Annotated in this window: 18 protein-coding genes; 8 read left to right on the forward strand and 10 right to left on the reverse strand. The window is 66.5% G+C overall.

All coding sequences use genetic code 11. The features are described 5' to 3' along the window. Window positions 1–11: 11 nt before the first annotated feature. Window positions 12–755, forward strand: a complete 744-nt coding sequence (locus QSJ19_RS08330) for a GntR family transcriptional regulator (protein WP_286319592.1) — start codon at window positions 12–14, stop codon at window positions 753–755. Window positions 756–792: 37 nt separating this feature from the next. Here the strand turns inward: QSJ19_RS08330 and QSJ19_RS08335 are convergent, their stop codons facing one another. Beyond that, entirely contained in the window at window positions 793–1,608 is an 816-nt protein-coding gene (locus tag QSJ19_RS08335) for a GNAT family N-acetyltransferase (RefSeq protein WP_286319593.1), read from the reverse strand. 67 nt (window positions 1,609–1,675) lie between these two features. Here QSJ19_RS08335 and QSJ19_RS08340 point away from each other — a divergent pair, with 67 nt between their 5' ends. From QSJ19_RS08340 to QSJ19_RS08355, 4 genes are all read left to right on the forward strand, one after another. After that, window positions 1,676–2,203, forward strand: a complete 528-nt coding sequence (locus QSJ19_RS08340) for a YtxH domain-containing protein (RefSeq protein ID WP_286319594.1) — start codon at window positions 1,676–1,678, stop codon at window positions 2,201–2,203. A gap of 262 nt (window positions 2,204–2,465) precedes the next feature. Next, complete coding sequence (locus QSJ19_RS08345) at window positions 2,466–3,224, forward strand: YcnI family protein (RefSeq protein WP_286319595.1); 759 nt, start codon at window positions 2,466–2,468, stop codon at window positions 3,222–3,224. Further along, complete coding sequence (locus QSJ19_RS08350; protein WP_286319596.1) at window positions 3,217–3,759, forward strand: copper resistance CopC family protein; 543 nt, start codon at window positions 3,217–3,219, stop codon at window positions 3,757–3,759. Before QSJ19_RS08345 ends, QSJ19_RS08350 begins: the two co-directional genes overlap by 8 nt. Before the next feature lie 16 nt (window positions 3,760–3,775). Continuing rightward, window positions 3,776–4,714: a CopD family protein gene (locus QSJ19_RS08355; protein WP_286319597.1), complete on the forward strand. Its 939-nt coding sequence runs from the start codon at window positions 3,776–3,778 to the stop codon at window positions 4,712–4,714. A 57-nt stretch (window positions 4,715–4,771) separates the two neighbouring features. On the opposite strand, the gene QSJ19_RS08360 is transcribed toward QSJ19_RS08355, so the two are convergent. Further along, window positions 4,772–5,686 carry an alpha/beta fold hydrolase gene (locus tag QSJ19_RS08360; protein ID WP_286319598.1) on the reverse strand — a complete coding sequence of 305 codons (915 nt, stop codon included), beginning with the start codon at window positions 5,684–5,686 and terminating at the stop codon, window positions 4,772–4,774. A 109-nt stretch (window positions 5,687–5,795) separates the two neighbouring features. Between QSJ19_RS08360 and QSJ19_RS08365 the strand changes: the two genes are divergently transcribed. Beyond that, window positions 5,796–6,683: an alpha/beta fold hydrolase gene (locus QSJ19_RS08365; RefSeq protein WP_286319599.1), complete on the forward strand. Its 888-nt coding sequence runs from the start codon at window positions 5,796–5,798 to the stop codon at window positions 6,681–6,683. Window positions 6,684–6,755: 72 nt separating this feature from the next. Here the strand turns inward: QSJ19_RS08365 and QSJ19_RS08370 are convergent, their stop codons facing one another. From QSJ19_RS08370 to QSJ19_RS08380, 3 genes are all read right to left on the reverse strand, one after another. Further along, window positions 6,756–7,469, reverse strand: a complete 714-nt coding sequence (locus QSJ19_RS08370; RefSeq protein ID WP_286319600.1) for an AIM24 family protein — start codon at window positions 7,467–7,469, stop codon at window positions 6,756–6,758. Between the two features lie 231 nt (window positions 7,470–7,700). Then, window positions 7,701–8,948 (reverse strand): HNH endonuclease, encoded by a 1,248-nt coding sequence (locus QSJ19_RS08375; RefSeq protein WP_286319601.1) that lies wholly within the window; start codon window positions 8,946–8,948, stop codon window positions 7,701–7,703. A 305-nt stretch (window positions 8,949–9,253) separates the two neighbouring features. Continuing rightward, complete coding sequence (locus QSJ19_RS08380; RefSeq protein ID WP_286319603.1) at window positions 9,254–9,616, reverse strand: Rv2640c family ArsR-like transcriptional regulator; 363 nt, start codon at window positions 9,614–9,616, stop codon at window positions 9,254–9,256. Between the two features lie 99 nt (window positions 9,617–9,715). On the opposite strand from QSJ19_RS08380, the gene QSJ19_RS08385 reads away from it, so the two are divergent. Continuing rightward, entirely contained in the window at window positions 9,716–10,201 is a 486-nt protein-coding gene (locus QSJ19_RS08385; RefSeq protein WP_286319605.1) for an ArsI/CadI family heavy metal resistance metalloenzyme, read from the forward strand. Window positions 10,202–10,221: 20 nt separating this feature from the next. On the opposite strand, the gene QSJ19_RS08390 is transcribed toward QSJ19_RS08385, so the two are convergent. Genes QSJ19_RS08390 through QSJ19_RS08405 form a run of 4 tightly spaced genes read right to left on the reverse strand, consistent with a single transcriptional unit; the run spans window position 10,222 to window position 12,266 of the window. Further along, a complete protein-coding gene (locus tag QSJ19_RS08390; RefSeq protein WP_286319607.1) occupies window positions 10,222–10,632 on the reverse strand; it encodes an arsenate-mycothiol transferase ArsC in 411 nt (136 codons plus the stop codon). Continuing rightward, window positions 10,629–10,811, reverse strand: coding sequence for a hypothetical protein (locus tag QSJ19_RS08395; RefSeq protein WP_286319608.1), 183 nt, complete (start codon window positions 10,809–10,811; stop codon window positions 10,629–10,631). Before QSJ19_RS08395 ends, QSJ19_RS08390 begins: the two co-directional genes overlap by 4 nt. Continuing rightward, complete coding sequence (arsB, locus tag QSJ19_RS08400; protein WP_286319609.1) at window positions 10,804–11,904, reverse strand: ACR3 family arsenite efflux transporter; 1,101 nt, start codon at window positions 11,902–11,904, stop codon at window positions 10,804–10,806. Before arsB ends, QSJ19_RS08395 begins: the two co-directional genes overlap by 8 nt. Continuing rightward, a complete protein-coding gene (locus tag QSJ19_RS08405) occupies window positions 11,901–12,266 on the reverse strand; it encodes an ArsR/SmtB family transcription factor (protein ID WP_286319610.1) in 366 nt (121 codons plus the stop codon). Before QSJ19_RS08405 ends, arsB begins: the two co-directional genes overlap by 4 nt. A 187-nt stretch (window positions 12,267–12,453) precedes the next feature. On the opposite strand from QSJ19_RS08405, the gene QSJ19_RS08410 reads away from it, so the two are divergent. Then, window positions 12,454–13,863, forward strand: a complete 1,410-nt coding sequence (locus tag QSJ19_RS08410; RefSeq protein WP_286319612.1) for a fatty acid desaturase — start codon at window positions 12,454–12,456, stop codon at window positions 13,861–13,863. Window positions 13,864–13,879: 16 nt separating this feature from the next. Here the strand turns inward: QSJ19_RS08410 and QSJ19_RS08415 are convergent, their stop codons facing one another. After that, window positions 13,880–15,067 (reverse strand): PucR family transcriptional regulator, encoded by a 1,188-nt coding sequence (locus QSJ19_RS08415; RefSeq protein WP_286319613.1) that lies wholly within the window; start codon window positions 15,065–15,067, stop codon window positions 13,880–13,882. Window positions 15,068–15,098 lie beyond the last annotated feature (31 nt).

Raw genomic sequence — 15,098 nt, forward strand, 5'->3', positions numbered from 1 at the left:
AGATCATCGCGATGACCCCACGCGACGGCGCTGCCCCGGCCTACCGGACCCTGGCGGGGACGTTGCGTGCGCAGATCGCGGAGGGACGTTACCGCGGCGGGGCCCGCCTACCGACCGAATCGGAGCTCTCCGACGAGTTCGGCCTGAGTCGGCAGACGGTGCGGCGGGCGTTTCAGGACCTCGTGGCCGAGGGCGCGGTGTACCGGGTCCCCGGGCGGGGTACCTTCGCGACCGAGGGGCGGGGGCCTTATCTCCGACAGCTCGGGTCCATCGAGGACCTGATGAACCTGTCCGACGACACCACCATGGAGGTGATGTCGTCCCCTCGCAGGCAGGTCGACCTCGACGCGGCCGGGCGACTCCGCCTCGACACCGATCTGGTCTACCGGATGGGGTTTCGTCGTTTCCACGAAGTCGTGCCGTTCGTCGTCACGACCGTGTGGTGGCCCGAACAGATCGGTCGGCTCGTCGTCGACCGCCCGGAGGTCCAGGCCGGCGCCACCAGCGCGTACACGATGATCGGACTCCTCGAGCCCCATCTGCCGCGACCGATCACCGAAGCGGCGCAGTCGATCACGGTCGCATCCGCCGATCCCGCGGTGGCCGAGCAACTGAACTGTGCCGTCGGGCATCCCATGTTGCGGGTCGACAGGCTCTACAGCGACGCCGAGGGTCACGCGGTCGAGCTCGCGGTCTCGCACTTCCTGCCCGAGCACTACACCTATCGGGTCACCTTGCGTCGCAGCACCGTCTGAGCAGCGCCAACTGAGCAGTACCGGCTGAGCGTGGTCGTCAGCGGTCGATCGGCTCGACGACGTAGTGGCCGGAGCGCAGGAAACGGGTTCGGTGGGTGAGCATCGTGCCGTTCGTGGCGAACACCGGCGTCAGCGCGTCGCGCACGGCGAGCCGCCAGTGCGATGCGGCGACCGGCCGCGATCGCCGCATCGCCTCGATGTCCCGCGGTACCGGGATCAGCAGGGTGTCGCCGACCGGGATGTCGGTGACGACGCGCGGGCGGTCATCGTCCAGTTCGATGATCAGCCGGGCGCCGGTGGCGAGTACGTCATCGACGGTCTCGGTCGTCGGCTCGGGTTCCGGCGCATCGACCGGCCACGTCACCAGGAGGCGATCTCTCTCGTCTGCGCCGGCGAGTTCGTCGGACAGCTCGCCGTAGAAGTCGCGGTAGTAGGCCACCGGCACCGCGCCGAGCTCGGCGATCGTGAAGTAGGCGTTGCGCGCGACGAGCGGATCGAATGTCCAGGTGATCGACCGCAGGCCGCGAGACCGTGCCCAGTCCCGCTGATGGAGTTTGAGGGCGTGACCGACGTTGTGCCCGCGGCCGATTCGCGACGCGCCGGTGATGTGGCTGTGCAAGGTCGTACCGGCCGGGGCGGCATAGAATCCCACGCTCCCACCGGCGAGTCGGTCGCCGACGAAGGCCCCTGCCACGTAGTTGCCCGCGTGGGAGAGTGCTCGCAACATGTCTGCGCTCACCGGTCGACGGCCCGGATCGGGGTGCCAGACATCGTCGAACACGCGGGTCAGTTCGTGGAGTTCGCCAGGGGACGCCAGTTCGCGGATCTCGACTCCGGTCGACGGGTGCGACATGTCGCCATTCTTTCATCGCCCGAGGCGGCGGTGGGTGGACTCGCGACACGCCCTACGATTGTCGACCATGGGCCCCGCCACGCACGATCGGTCGCCCGACGTGCTCGTGCGCGTCGCGGCGGGTGTCGTCGTCCCCGTGGTGGCCGTCGCCGCCCACGGACTCGGTTCCGGATCACTGCCCGGCGGCGGTGGCATGGTGCTCAGCGCATCGATCGGCGTTCTGGTCGGACTCGTGCTCGGCGGTCGACGTCGTCAGTCCGCGGCGTCGGCAACTGTTCTCGCGATCGCCGTGCTGACCCTCGCTCAGGTTGGCGCACACATCTCGTTCAGCATCGGGCACACGTCGTCGGCGATGCATCACGACGCGCTGCTGCCGATGCTGCTGACCCACCTCGTCGCGGTTCCGGTCAGCGCGGTGTGCATCGTCGCCGCTGCTGCGTTGCTGGATGCGGTCACTCGGACGTTCCGCCGCCTGGCGCCTCTGCCGCGGATCACCGTACCGGGCGTCCGCCCCGCACGGTGGGACGCCCCGCTCCTGGTCATCGACGTCGTCATCGGTGGCGCGGGCGTACGCGGACCACCTGTGGTGCGCTGATCCCGCCCCACCGTCGCACCACCTCCGTCCGGGTCCATAGGACATCGACATTCGGATTCCGGTGCCGACGGAACATTCGCGCCTGTCATGTTTCGCTCTCCCGCGTCTCCGTCCTCCGCAGGCGTGGCCGCGCTGTGGTCGTGGCCGCGCCGTGGTCATGCGACCCGCCCGATCGTGGGCGGCGCGGTGCAACTCGAGACAGGGTACGAGACGCCGGCGCACCCGTGACACCCTCCGTGTCCGCAACCAGGAAGACATCTGAATGAACACCCGAATCATCCGACGGCTGGCAGTCCCGGCCGCCGCTCTCACCATGGCCGCCACCGCGACCCTTGCCGGCGTCGGTGCGGCCTCCGCCCACGTCACCGCCAACGCGCCCACCCTCACCCAAGGCGGATACGGGGTGGTCACCCTCGTCGTACCCAACGAGTCGGACACCGCGGCGACGACCCAGCTGACGGTTACGCTGCCCAAGCTGAAGTCAGCGCGCCCGGAGGTGATGCCCGGCTGGAAGACCACGGTCGCCAAGGACCCCTCCACCGAAGAGGTCACCTCGGTCACCTGGACGGCGTTGCCGAACACTCCGGGCGTCCCGGTCGGTGAGTTCGCTCAGTTCCGGATCTCCGGCGGGCCGTTCCCCGAGCAGGAATCGGTGTCGTTGCCGGCCCTGCAGACCTACGCCGACGGCAAGAAAGCCGATTGGTCCCAGCCGATGACCGAGGGCGGCGAGGAACCTGAGCATCCGGCACCGACCCTGACGCTTCCGGCAGCGGAAGAGGGCGCTGATCACCACGGTGGTTCGACGACCCACGGCGGCACGTCGTCCACCGGGACCGCCTCCACCACCTCGACGTCGGCGTCGGACTCGGCGACCGACGGCGCAGCCCGGTGGCTGGGCGGTGTCGGACTCGTCGTCGGCGCGCTCGGAGCCGTCTTCGGCGTGGCGGCACTGACCCGCAGCGGACGACGTGGCGGCGCGACGGCCGACGGCGATCAGTCGGACCGGGGCGACGATGCGTGATCGTCGGCTATCCTCGACGCTCCTCGTTCTGATCGGAGTGCTGCTCACCGGCCTGATCGGTACGTGGTCGGCGCCGGTCGCCTCGGCACACTCCCGCGTCGTGTCGTCCGATCCCGCCGACGGCGCTTCCGTCGCGTCCGGTCCAGCGCAGGTCACCATCACGTTCAACGAGCCACTGCAGGTGTCGTTCGCAGTGCTGACCGTGGTCGGGCCGGACGGCCATTACTGGCAGGACGGCAACGCCACCGTCGACGGCCCGCGCCTGAGTGCCGCGTTGCGGGAACTCGGACCCGCGGGCACCTACACGATGAATTACCGCGTGACCTCCGCCGACGGCCATCCTGTCGAAGGCCGCCGGTCGTTCGAGCTCACCACCGCCGGCAGCGGCACCCCGGGCGAGCTCGCGGACACCGCGTCGTCGAGCGACGACGACGGGCCGCCGTTGTGGCCGTTCATCGTCGGCGGCATCGTCGTTCTGGTGGGTGGCCTCGGTGTGGTGTTCTGGCTGACCCGCCGGTCCGGAACATCGTCGTAGGTCTGACGGCGCCGACATGAGCATCGCGGGTGGTCGCGCATCGGGACGGGGGTCGCGGATTCGCGACCTGACCGTGCCGGGCGCACTGCTCGCGATGCTCGTCGGGGTCGGCGTCTGCTGGGTGCTCGCTGCTCCCGACGGCCCCGAGGCCTTGGCGATACCGGCTGCCGTCGCGGTGGGCGCCGCAGTACTCCTGGTCGGGCTCGGCTCGCTGCCCACGGTGGGACTGGAGCCCTCGGCGAGGGCGATCGGCGGAGTCGGTGGTGCCTGGTTGATCGCAGCGCTCGTCACCGCGTGGATGCGGACCGCCGATCAGGCGGGGGAGGCGCCGACGTCGGTCGGAGTCAACCAGTTCGCCGACACGATCGCTTCGGGCGCACCGGAGCTCATCGAGTTCATCGTGGCGGGCATGATCATCGTCATCGCCGTTCTCGACCTGACGGAGCGCGTCGATCCGCCACCTGCGGCGTATGCGATCCTCGCGGGTATCGGCGTGCTTGCCACCTCCATCACCGGACATCCGAGTCAGCAGGCCATCGGTCCGGTGCTGATCGGCGCGCATGCCCTCGCGGCGGCGTGGTGGTGCGGAACCCTCGCGGCCATGGTCCTGACCGTCAGGGGTCGTGCGGGGTGGGCGGCCGCTCTGCCGGTCTTCTCGGCGCGAGCACTGTGGGCTGTCGTTGTCGTCGCTGTCAGCGGGGTGATCGCCGGGCTGATCGAGGTGGGTGGCCTCGGCGAGATCATCGAGTCCGGCTACGGCCGGATTCTTCTCGCCAAACTCGTCGGCATGGGCGTGCTCATCGGACAGGGCGCCCGGCACCGGATGACCTGGGTTCCGGCGGTTGAGCGGCACCGGGGCTCCGAGGCGGATTCGCTGCGGCGTGCCGCTATCGAACTCCTCGTGATGGGCGTCGTCCTCGGCCTCGCGGTCGGACTCTCCACCACAGCGCCCTGATCAAACTCTCCACCACAGCGCCCTGATCAACAGCCGGCCCGTGCCCGCAGATGTCGGTCAGGCGAGCCGCGGCTGGTCCCACACTGCGAGGAGTTCCGTGATGATGTCCACGGACATGCCGAGCGCGCCGAGATGGCTCTCGCCGTGCATCGTGAACATCTTCGCGTCAGGCAGCAACGACACCATGTGCTCACCGTGGCTGTAGGGGATGATGTGGTCGCGATCGCCATGCCACCAGCGGACCGGCACGCCGACCTCGGGCACGCGAAAGCCCCACTCGCGGGAGAAGACGACGATGTCGGCGAACGGTGCGCTCATGCGTCGAGATCCGCCGTGGAGCAGGTCGTCGAGGAACATCGCACGGAATTCCGGGCGCGACAACAATTCTCGATCACCCTGTGGCGAGAGTCGGCCGTACACCGCGATCGCGGGGTCGGCGACGGGGCGCGCCACCGACAGGACCGAACTCACGACTTTCCCGATCGGATCGCCGGCCACTTGCAGGACGGGTGCGGCACGCCGACCGAGCCGCATCGCCCCGCCGCCGATCGCATCCGGACCGACCGTCGGCGCGACGCCGCCCAGGATTCCGGCTGCCACCACGCGGTTCCGGAGGGCGTGGGCGACCGCGAGTGCATAGGGGCCGCCGCCCGACAGCCCGATGACCGCGAACTCGTCGATTCCGAGCGAGTCTGCGACGGTGCCGAGGTCGTCCGCGAACTCGTAGACGTTGCGGTAGCTGTGTGGCGTCGACGACCCGACACCGGGACGGTCGAGACCGACGATGCGCACTCCGGCCTCGGTGGCGAAGGCGCGGGCCTCGGTCGGAATCTGCCGCCGTGCTCCGGGTGTGCCGTGCAGCCAGAACAGTGCTCGCCCGGTTGCCGAGCCGAACTCCGCGAAGCCGATCCGTCGCCGCCCGTCGCCGACGGCGACGGAACCCTCGATCTTGGGACGGTCGATGTCCATCATTCTTCGAGCATCCCACGTCACCTTGTGTTCTGGGTCACCTGCCCTGGGAATTCAGGATCGACTACCGCTGACCACAGGTAATTCTCACTCTGATCCGCGTACCGTCGACATGGTGAGTGCACAGTTCGCGCGCGGGGTCTGCCGTGCCTTCGGACACGTCCTGCGCCCCTATCCGGTCCGGGACGTCCCGCCTGGGTCGACGCTGGATCTGCCTGGTCGCGGCCAGACATACGTCACCGACTCCGGGCCGAAGGACGCACCGGCGGTCTTCCTGCTGCACTCGGTCCTCACCACAGGACTGTTGTGCTGGTATCCGGTCATCCCACAACTCAACAACCGGTATCGGGTGATCACCATGGACCAGCGGTGGCATGGTCGGGGCATCCGGTCTGCCGACTTCTCTCTGCACGACTGCGCCGACGACGTCGTCGCAGTGGCCGATCACCTCGGCATCGAGAAGTTCACCGCCGCCGGGTTCTCCATGGGGGGAGGCATTGCACAGCTCGTCTGGCAGCGCCACCGCGGGCGCGTCTCCGGTCTCGTCCTCTGCTCCACCGGCCCGTACTTCAGTACCCGCGATCCCGAGCTCCGGGCGCAGTCCCAGCGGCTGGGCCGTGTGTTGTCAGTCCTCAGCAAGGCGATTCCGCGGCCCGGTATCGGCCGCCTCGACGACACGACCGTGCACACCTCGGTGTGGGCGATGCGCCAGTTCTTCTCCACCCCCCTGTCGCACATGGGCAGCTTCGGTGACGGGCTCGGTGAATTCGATTCGCGCCCATGGCTGCACGAGGTCGACGTCCCGACGTCAGTGGTCATCTCCACCCGCGACCGGCAGGTCGAACCCGCTCGTCAGCAACTGCTCGTCGACGGCATCCCGGGTGCGTGGAGATTCGACGTCGACGGTGGCCACGCATGCTGCGTGCTCGGTGCGCAGTTCTTCATCCCCCCGTTCGTGGAAGCGGTGGACGCTGTGTCGGACGTGTCGATCGAAGCCTGAGACCCATCGCGCGGGTTCTGGTCGGCGACGTCACCTGGCCGGCCCCGCGTAGTTCACTCCGGCCTGGTCTACTCAGTTACTGGCCGAGGGTGAGTTGTCCTGCGGCAGATAGGGTTCGATCGCTGCCGCGAGCTTCGACGGCGTCATCGACTGCAACCACACGTGGCCCGGGCCATGGATCTGCGCCAGAAACATCGAGTCACCGAAGAACTTGTTCTTCACGCCCTTCACCGTGGCGAACTCGAGTGGCATCTCGGCGCGGAACAGCGCGAGGTGGCCGGGGTGCACCAACAACGACTCTCCGGCCGCCAGGTCGTACTCGATGATCTCGCCGGCGAGTTGGACCCAGGCCGTGCCGTTGCCGGACAGCTTTTGGAACACCACCCCGGCGCCTCCGAAAACGCCTGCCCCCAGCTTCTTCTGGAGTCCCACCGAGATCTCCACATCATTCGTACTCACCATGAACGAACCCTGCTGGACCATATAGACATCTGATGCGTCGATCTGCAGTTGCCGTATCGCCCCCGGCAGCTGGGCTGCGAACGCGACGAAGCCGCCGGCCCGTGGAGCCGTGTACTTGGTCAAGAAGAGTTGACCACCGCCGATCAGACGTTTGAGTCCGCTCATGAATCCGCCGCGACCACCCGAACCGAACGCGGTGGAGGTCTCCATGTCGAATCCCGGAGAGAGCCAGGAGACGTCACCGCCTTCGGCAATGAGGTGTTCTCCGGCGTCGAGTCGCAGCTCCAGGACCGGCATGGTGGTGCCGACGATTCGTGGTTGCATGACCCCAACTCTAGAAGCGACACCGCTGCTGCGGAGGGTATTGCGGCAGGGCATGGATGACCGCTGTGGGTGTCGCGGATCGCGCACACCGGCAGATGGGTTGTCTGCGGGTGCCGTCGGATATGCGACATCCTGCGGTGCCGGGTTTCACACTGTGGAGTTGTCAAGGTACGGATGCGGTCCCGGCGTGGCCGGGTGCGAGATTGTGGTCGGTGGAGAGTCGTTATGGGGTCAGGCGGCGGTGGGCAGGTTGTCGAGGGTCAGGGTGCGTCTGCTGTAGCTGGGTACGGGTCTTCGTTGGGGGTCGACGGCAACTGGTGGGATGAGCCAGGCATGGTGGTCGGCGCCGATGAACACGTCCCATCCGTTGTGGTGGATGTCGGCGTGACACGACGGACACAGCAGGCAGCCGTTTTCCAGGCAGGTGTCGCCGCCCTGGCTCCAGTGGGTGATGTGGTGGGCGTGGCAGCGTTCGGCGGGCGCTCCGCATTTGATGCAGCATTTGTCGCGGATGTAGAGGGCTTTGCGTTGGGCGGGTGTGAACAGCCGTTTGTCTCTGCCGACGTCGAGGGGCACGGTTTCGCCGTCGACGAGTAGTGGTGTGATGGTCGGATCGCAGGCGAGTCGATTCATCGTGGCAGGGGTGATCGATCCCATGTACTCGAGGGACGAATCTCTGGGGTTGTCGGCGGGGATGGTCAGGACCACATGAGTTCTCGGCACAATACTCACGTCGTGTCCGCCTGCGGCGGCGATATCGAGCAGGGTCTCCAAAGCGTCGGCGAGGCGTCGTTCGGTGGATCGGGCGTCGGGGGAGCCGTCGGGTTCGGGCCGGGGTGCGCCGTAGTGTTCCATCGCGGCCTGGAATTTTTCGCCGACTTCGGTGTCGAGGTCGGCCTCGACGTGCAGGCGCCCGTCGGTGGTCTTGTTCTTGGCGAGGGTGTTGATGGTGCGGTCCTCAGCGGCAGGCACGCCGCCGTCGGTGTCGTCGGCGACGAGGTTGCCCAGGGTGCGGGCACGATCGAGGATGTCGGCGGGGGTGGCGCCGGAGAAGTGTTGTCCGAGAAGATCTGTCACATGGTTTAGACGTTGGGCGTCGTCGATCGGTTCCGGTGATCTTTTCCCGATGTGCTCGACGCCGCGGACGATGGCGTCAGCGTGCTCACCGGAGATCACCCCATCAGCCGCATGGGCGGCCAATGTGGGCAGGGTGGTGAACGATCCGGCGACGCGGATGAGTCGCTGCGCGACGGCGGGCGCGAACCCCATGACAATCAACAACTCTCGGGTACTACGCCCGTGATCCTTCGCCACACGCAACCGTTCGAGCGCACTGGTCAGCACCGCGGCGTGGTGACCGATGAGGTTACGCAGAGTAAGGAGTGCCCGCATGGCGTCGAACGCTTGCGGCCCGGTCATCTCTGCGTCGTCGACGGAGAGATCGTGCACGGCGTCCGAGATGTCGTCGATGATGCTCACAGCAATCCCCCAAGAGTCGACAGATCAGGTCAGCAGGAGACTCATCGGATTCTTGGGGCCACACCCCGGGGGTGTGGCGGTAACGCACATCAACTCGAACCTGCTGAATCCAATCTATCGAACATGCGTGCGAAGCGCAAGGCCAATCTCAGAACTTTCTGTGCCATCTCGCAAGGCATCGGCGGCGGTTCGCCGATGCGAGAGAAGGCCGACGCAAGCGACGCGGTCGCGACTTGCTCAGGCTGCCCGTGAGTGCAGACCTAGAAGCCTTAGCGGGGTGCCGTGACGCCTGCGCCTGGGCCGGTTCAGCAGCACCCCGTGGTGGCGCTGAGGACGTTGCGTAGTGCGTCCAGCGAGTCCGGACGCGCGCGGTAGTAGACGTTCATCCCCCGGCGGTCGGGTGTGACCATGCCGGCCTTCCGAAGCTGGCCCAAGTGGTGGCTCGTCGTGGCCTCGGTGAGGCCGACGGCCGTCGCGAGGTCGCAGGTGCAGATCCCGTCATCGGTGTCGGCGAGCAGGATCGAGACGAGCTTGATCCGCACGGGGTCGGCCAAAGCCTTGAGCCGCAACGCGATTTCCAATGCGGTGTTGTCATCGAGCGGGGCCGCTGACACCGGGGCGCAGCAGATCGGGGCACTGATGTCGACCATCGGCAAGGTCTTCGGCATTCGTCCATCGTAGCCTCGCACTTGACATATGTCGAAAAGGTGGAGCACTCTGCAGTTGTCCGGAGTTCGATATATGTCTCACAGGTGAAGGTGATGGTCATGTCCCGTATGCAGCTCGCGCTCAACGTTGATGATCTCGATACCGCGATCGGGTTCTACTCCAAGCTGTTCAACACCCATCCGGCCAAACGCAAGCCGGGATACGCCAACTTCGCGGTCGTTGAGCCGCCGCTGAAACTGGTGCTGCTGGAGAATCCGGGCCGGGGCGGAACCATCAACCACCTCGGCGTCGAGGTCGACTCCAGCGAGAAGGTGCACGCCGAGATCGCCCGGCTGTCCGGGGAAGGTCTGTTCACTCAAGAGGAGATCAACGCCACCTGTTGTTTCGCGACCCAGGACAAGGTGTGGGTGACCGGCCCGGCGAACGAGAAGTGGGAGGTCTACACCGTGCTTGCCGACTCCGAGACGTTTGGGACCAGCCCGAAATTGTTGGAACAGAACGTCACCGAGGACGCCGAGGAGGGTGCCGTGTGCTGCGGTGGCAGCGCCGCTGACTCGGCCGAGGCGCGCACAGCCTGCTGCTGAGGCGCGCCGCCCGTACTCGCCTACCGCTCGATGCGGTCGGCGAGGGCGCGAATCCGGGTGGTGATGTCGTCGCGGATCAGTCGCATCCGTTCGACACCGCCAATGCCTCGGGTTGAGGGTTCGTCGGTCTCCCAGATCTCAACGGCGACCCCGTCGGGTGGGGTGACCTCGGCGGTGCCGACGACCACAACGAGGTCCGCGGCACGCATGAGTTCGTCGGTGAGCTGGCGGGGTTGGTGGCCGGCGACGTCGACGCCGACCTCGGCGAGTACCTGGGCGGACAGTTCGTTGACTTGGCTGCCGATCTTGGCGTTGGTGCCGGCCGAGGACGGCACGATTCGGTCGGTGACTGTGGGAGTGAGGTGCTCGGCCATCACCGATTTGCCGCGGTTGCTCACGCACACGAACAGCACCTGGGGTGACGTGCTCATCGGTCGACCTTGCAGTCGGTGGGTACACAGCGTTCGACCATTTGCCGAGAGACCACGCCGTCGTACTTGGAGGCCAGGTCAGCGGTGGTGCGGGCGAGCGCGGTATGGGGCACCAGGAGCTCGGGCCGGGCGCGACGCTCGCCGCGACTCAGGCTGTCGTCCAGCACGTTCTCAGGCATCGCGAACGGTCTCCCTCGATACATCGGGGCCGGCAGCGGTGGGGTCGAAGAAGCGTTTCCGCAACGCCAGGGACACATAGACCAGAGCCACGAGGACGGGCACCTCGATGAGGGGGCCGATCACTCCGGCGAGAGCCTGACCGGAAGTTGCACCGTAGGTGGCGATCGCGACAGCGATGGCAAGCTCGAAGTTGTTGCCGGCCGCGGTGAACGCCAGTGTGGTCGTCCGTTCGTAGGCCAGCCCCATCGCGGCGCCGAGGACGAACCCTCCGCCCCACATCGCCGCGAAGTAGATCAGCAGCGGTACGGCGATCCGCGCGACGTCCCAGGGCTGCGAGGTGATCTGCTCACCCTGCAACGCGAACAGGACGACGATGGTGAACAACAATCCGTAGAGCGCCCACGGACCCAGTCGCGGCAGGAACGACGACTCGTACCGGTCGCGGCCTTTGGCCCGTTCGCCGATGCGGCGGGTGAGGTAGCCGGCGACCAGGGGAATGCCGAGGAAGATCAGCACCGATTTCGCGATCTGCCACGGCGAGGTGTCGATGGTCGTCTGCTCCAGGCCGAGCCACCCGGGCAACACCGACAGATAGAACCAACCCAACACGGTGAACATCGTCACCTGGAACACCGAGTTCAAGGCGACCAGCACGGCGGCGGCTTCGCGGTCACCGCAGGCCAGGTCGTTCCAGATGATGACCATCGCGATACATCGGGCCAGACCGACGATGATCAGTCCGGTCCGATACTCGGGCAGATCCGGAAGCAGAAGCCAGGCCAACGCAAACATCAACGCCGGTCCGATGATCCAGTTCAACGCCAGCGACCCCAGCAGCAGGCGACGGTTACCAGTGACCGAATCGAGCCTGTCGTAACGCACCTTGGCCAGCACCGGATACATCGTGATCAGCAGCCCGAGTGCGATCGGCAGCGAGATACCGTCGAGTTCTACCGCCGCCAGTGCGTCTCCCAAACCGGGCACCATGCGGCCGAGTAGCAGTCCGGCGATCATCGCGGTACCGATCCACGCCGGTAGGAATCGGTCCAGCATCGACAACTTGCCCGCAACGGCGGCCTCGGTGGCGGTCACTGGTCCGGCTCGCACGAGCGGGACTCGCCCATCACCGCCGCCGTGAGGCCGCTCAGCAGGCCCGAGAGCTGTTGCAGCACTTCGATATTCACCCGATAATACACCCACGTCGCGCGACGCTCACTCGTCACCAGGCCGGCTTGCCGCAGCACTTTGAGATGATGCGAGATCGTCGGCTGCGAGAGATCGAACGGGCCGGAGATGTCGCAGACGCACGCCTCACCGCCCGGACGCGCGGCGACCTCCGACAACAACCGCAATCGAACCGGATCTGCGAGCGCCTTCAGCAACGGGGCGACAGCCCTGGTCTGGTCACCACTGAGGCCGCGGCCCGGTGACAGCAGGAGGTTCTTATTCGACACTCGTCAATATTGACATACGTCAATTCAGCGGACCAGACGTCGATTCTTGGAGCGCGCACTCTGGCGCTGCTGTGAAATCACACAGTCTCCGCCTCCGAATCCGGTCGATCGAACGGTGATTGTGACGTCCAACCCGTCGATTCTGACAGCAGGTTCGTTCATCAGTCCTGTTGTAGGAGGTAATCACATGGCATTGACGGCCAGCGGTACCGTCGCCGACGGCACCACCGAACGGTGGCGCGACCGCAAACGATATCTGTGGTTGATCGGCCTGATCGTCCCGTCGTTCGCGTTCGTGGCGCTCGGCGGTCACGCGCTGACCGGGTGGGGAGTGTTCCTGTGGACCGGTCCGATCGTCGTTCTCGGGATCGTGCCCGTCATCGACTTCGTCGCCGGCTTCGACCCGACCAATCCGCCCGACGACGTGATCGAGGAGCTCGAGAACGACAAGTACTACCGATACGTCACGTTCGCGTTCCTCCCGATCCAGTACGCGGGTTTCCTCCTCTCGATGTATCTGATCGCGACGGCGGGATGGCCGGTCGTCGACAAGATCGGACTCGCGGTGACCCTCGGATTCATCGGTGGCATCGGCATCAACACCGCTCACGAACTCGGACACAAGAAGGAGAGCCACGAACGATGGCTCTCGAAGATCGCTCTGGCGCAGAGCTTTTACGGTCACTTCTACATCGAGCACAATCGCGGCCACCACGTGCGGGTGGCGACCCCGGAGGATCCGGCGTCGTCGCGTCTGGGCGAGAGCTTCTACCGTTTCTGGTTCCGAACCGTGTGGGGATCCTTGCGCAGCGCCTGGGGCATCGAGGCGAAACGATACCGACGGAAGGACACCCACCCCTTCCACCTCGGCAACGACGTCCTCAACGCGTGGCTCATGACCGTGGGCATCTGGGGTGCACTGATCATCTGGCTGGGGATCGGCATCGCGCCGTACCTGCTGCTGCAGGCCGTGATCGGGTTCTCTCTGCTGGAGGTGGTGAACTATCTCGAGCATTACGGAATGCTCCGGCAGAAGACGACATCCGGGCGATACGAACGCGTCCTGCCGATGCATTCGTGGAACTCGAACAACATCGCCACGAATGTGCTTCTCTATCACCTTCAGCGACACAGCGATCACCACGCCAATCCCACCCGCCGCTACCAGACCCTGCGCGACTACCGCGAGTCGCCGGCGCTCCCCACCGGATACGCGGGCATGATCCTGTTGGCACTGATCCCGCCGCTGTGGCGAAAGGTCATGGACCCGCGGGTCGTGAATCACTTCGACGGCGACGTCCGTCTCGCCAACGTTGCACCCGGCAAGCTCGGCCGATTGCTTGTCCGATTCCCGGCGCCCGTCGAGGACGTCGCCGTCGACGAGGTGCCCGAGGTCGCTCCCGGGGCGGTCGATGACGACGTGGTCGCGGCGCGTTGTCCGGGCTGTGAGCACGTGTACGAGGTCGCAGTGGGCAACGAGAGCGAGGGATTCGCGGCGGGCACGCCATGGCGCGACATCCCGGACGATTGGTGCTGTCCGGATTGCGGTGTGCGCGAGAAGGTCGACTTCATCCCGCTCACCGGTTCGACGGCCTGACCTGTTCGGTGCTGCGTCACAGCAGGAAGGCGTCGTAATAGTCCAGTGCCAGGAGCAGATCGCCTGCTCGGGTCCTGAGTGGATGTCCGAGCAGGCGTTCCGCTTGTTGGATTCGATAGCGGACCGTGTTCTTGTGTACGCCCAAGGATCCCGCCACGCCGTCGGCGTTCTCGGTCGAGGTGAGGACGACACGGACCGTGTCCCGCAGCGATCCCAGGTCCTGTTGGTCGAGGCCGCCCAGAGTTGTGCGGACAAAGCGTTCGGCGGCAACTGGATCCAGTGCGAGCAAGGTCAGGGCGGCGACGTCGTCGTAGTGCGTGACGGCGACCTGACGGCTCGGTGAGAGCGCGACTCGCTGCGCTGACCGGGCGTCGAGGTGCGCACCGACGAAACCCTCGATGCCGCCGGCAGGTCCTCCGACGGTGACGCGGATGCGCTCGGGAAACTCCGCCTGCCAGGACATCTGGCGTGTGCCATCGCTCACCGGCAGCCATCCCCACAGCTCACGTCCTCCCGGCCGCACGAGAACGACTCGCGCACCCGGCACGGTCGCTGCGAGGGCAGTGATCGCCGGCTCGAGTTGTTCGATTGCGTCGGCGTCGACCGCCCGAGCGATCACCGCTACATGCATGACTCCGTTGATGGGGTGACCGCCGAGTTCCGCAGACAGTGACGACGTCGCCACGCCGGCGCCTGCCAGCACATCGGAGACCACCTCGAAGCGGCGGGCATCACCGCGTCGTCGGATGCGATCCACCTCCGACTGATAGACCGCGACCGAGAGTTCCACGGACGTGCCGAACCAGCGATTGGCCTTCGTCCAGAACCACACCAGCAACGCCTCATGGTCGAGGCTGTCGGGCGCATGCCGCACGACGTCGACGGCGAACGCCCACGACGCCTCCTGCGCCGTCTGGTAGATCTTCAGCAGTACCGGGAGTCCGAGATGATGGCGCGCGACCTCCATGGCGAGTTCGGCCGCGGCGGGCACGAGGGTCACGCCCACCTCGTCCTCGACGGCGACTCCGCTCAGGAACGCCAACCAGTGCTCCTCGACCGCGAGCAGGAGGAGCGGACGAATATCGGCCGGCAGGTCGACCCCTTCGCCGATCGCCTCGGCGGTCGACGACACCCACTGGCGGACCTCTTCCGGGTCTCGCTGGTCGGCGGCGAATCCCTGGAGCCATCCCGGTAGGTCGGTCACGCCACAACGATGGCACAGACTGTGTGATCGC

This window comes from Gordonia sp. ABSL11-1 (assembly GCF_030315685.1).
Taxonomy (GTDB): Bacteria; Actinomycetota; Actinomycetes; order Mycobacteriales; family Mycobacteriaceae; genus Gordonia.

Excerpts from the sequence above, each read along its gene's own strand:
- QSJ19_RS08365 (WP_286319599.1), top strand. The coding sequence starts at position 5,796 with ATGGTGAGTGCACAGTTCGCGCGCGGGGTCTGCCGTGCCTTCGGACAC.
- QSJ19_RS08395 (WP_286319608.1), bottom strand. The coding sequence starts at position 10,811 with ATGCCTGAGAACGTGCTGGACGACAGCCTGAGTCGCGGCGAGCGTCGC.
- QSJ19_RS08360 (WP_286319598.1), bottom strand. The coding sequence starts at position 5,686 with ATGATGGACATCGACCGTCCCAAGATCGAGGGTTCCGTCGCCGTCGGC.
- QSJ19_RS08380 (WP_286319603.1), bottom strand. The coding sequence starts at position 9,616 with ATGCCGAAGACCTTGCCGATGGTCGACATCAGTGCCCCGATCTGCTGC.
- QSJ19_RS08410 (WP_286319612.1), top strand. The coding sequence starts at position 12,454 with ATGGCATTGACGGCCAGCGGTACCGTCGCCGACGGCACCACCGAACGG.
- QSJ19_RS08390 (WP_286319607.1), bottom strand. The coding sequence starts at position 10,632 with ATGAGCACGTCACCCCAGGTGCTGTTCGTGTGCGTGAGCAACCGCGGC.
- QSJ19_RS08350 (WP_286319596.1), top strand. The coding sequence starts at position 3,217 with ATGCGTGATCGTCGGCTATCCTCGACGCTCCTCGTTCTGATCGGAGTG.
- QSJ19_RS08370 (WP_286319600.1), bottom strand. The coding sequence starts at position 7,469 with ATGCAACCACGAATCGTCGGCACCACCATGCCGGTCCTGGAGCTGCGA.
- QSJ19_RS08335 (WP_286319593.1), bottom strand. The coding sequence starts at position 1,608 with ATGTCGCACCCGTCGACCGGAGTCGAGATCCGCGAACTGGCGTCCCCT.
- QSJ19_RS08385 (WP_286319605.1), top strand. The coding sequence starts at position 9,716 with ATGTCCCGTATGCAGCTCGCGCTCAACGTTGATGATCTCGATACCGCG.
- QSJ19_RS08355 (WP_286319597.1), top strand. The coding sequence starts at position 3,776 with ATGAGCATCGCGGGTGGTCGCGCATCGGGACGGGGGTCGCGGATTCGC.
- QSJ19_RS08330 (WP_286319592.1), top strand. The coding sequence starts at position 12 with ATGACCCCACGCGACGGCGCTGCCCCGGCCTACCGGACCCTGGCGGGG.
- QSJ19_RS08340 (WP_286319594.1), top strand. The coding sequence starts at position 1,676 with ATGGGCCCCGCCACGCACGATCGGTCGCCCGACGTGCTCGTGCGCGTC.
- QSJ19_RS08345 (WP_286319595.1), top strand. The coding sequence starts at position 2,466 with ATGAACACCCGAATCATCCGACGGCTGGCAGTCCCGGCCGCCGCTCTC.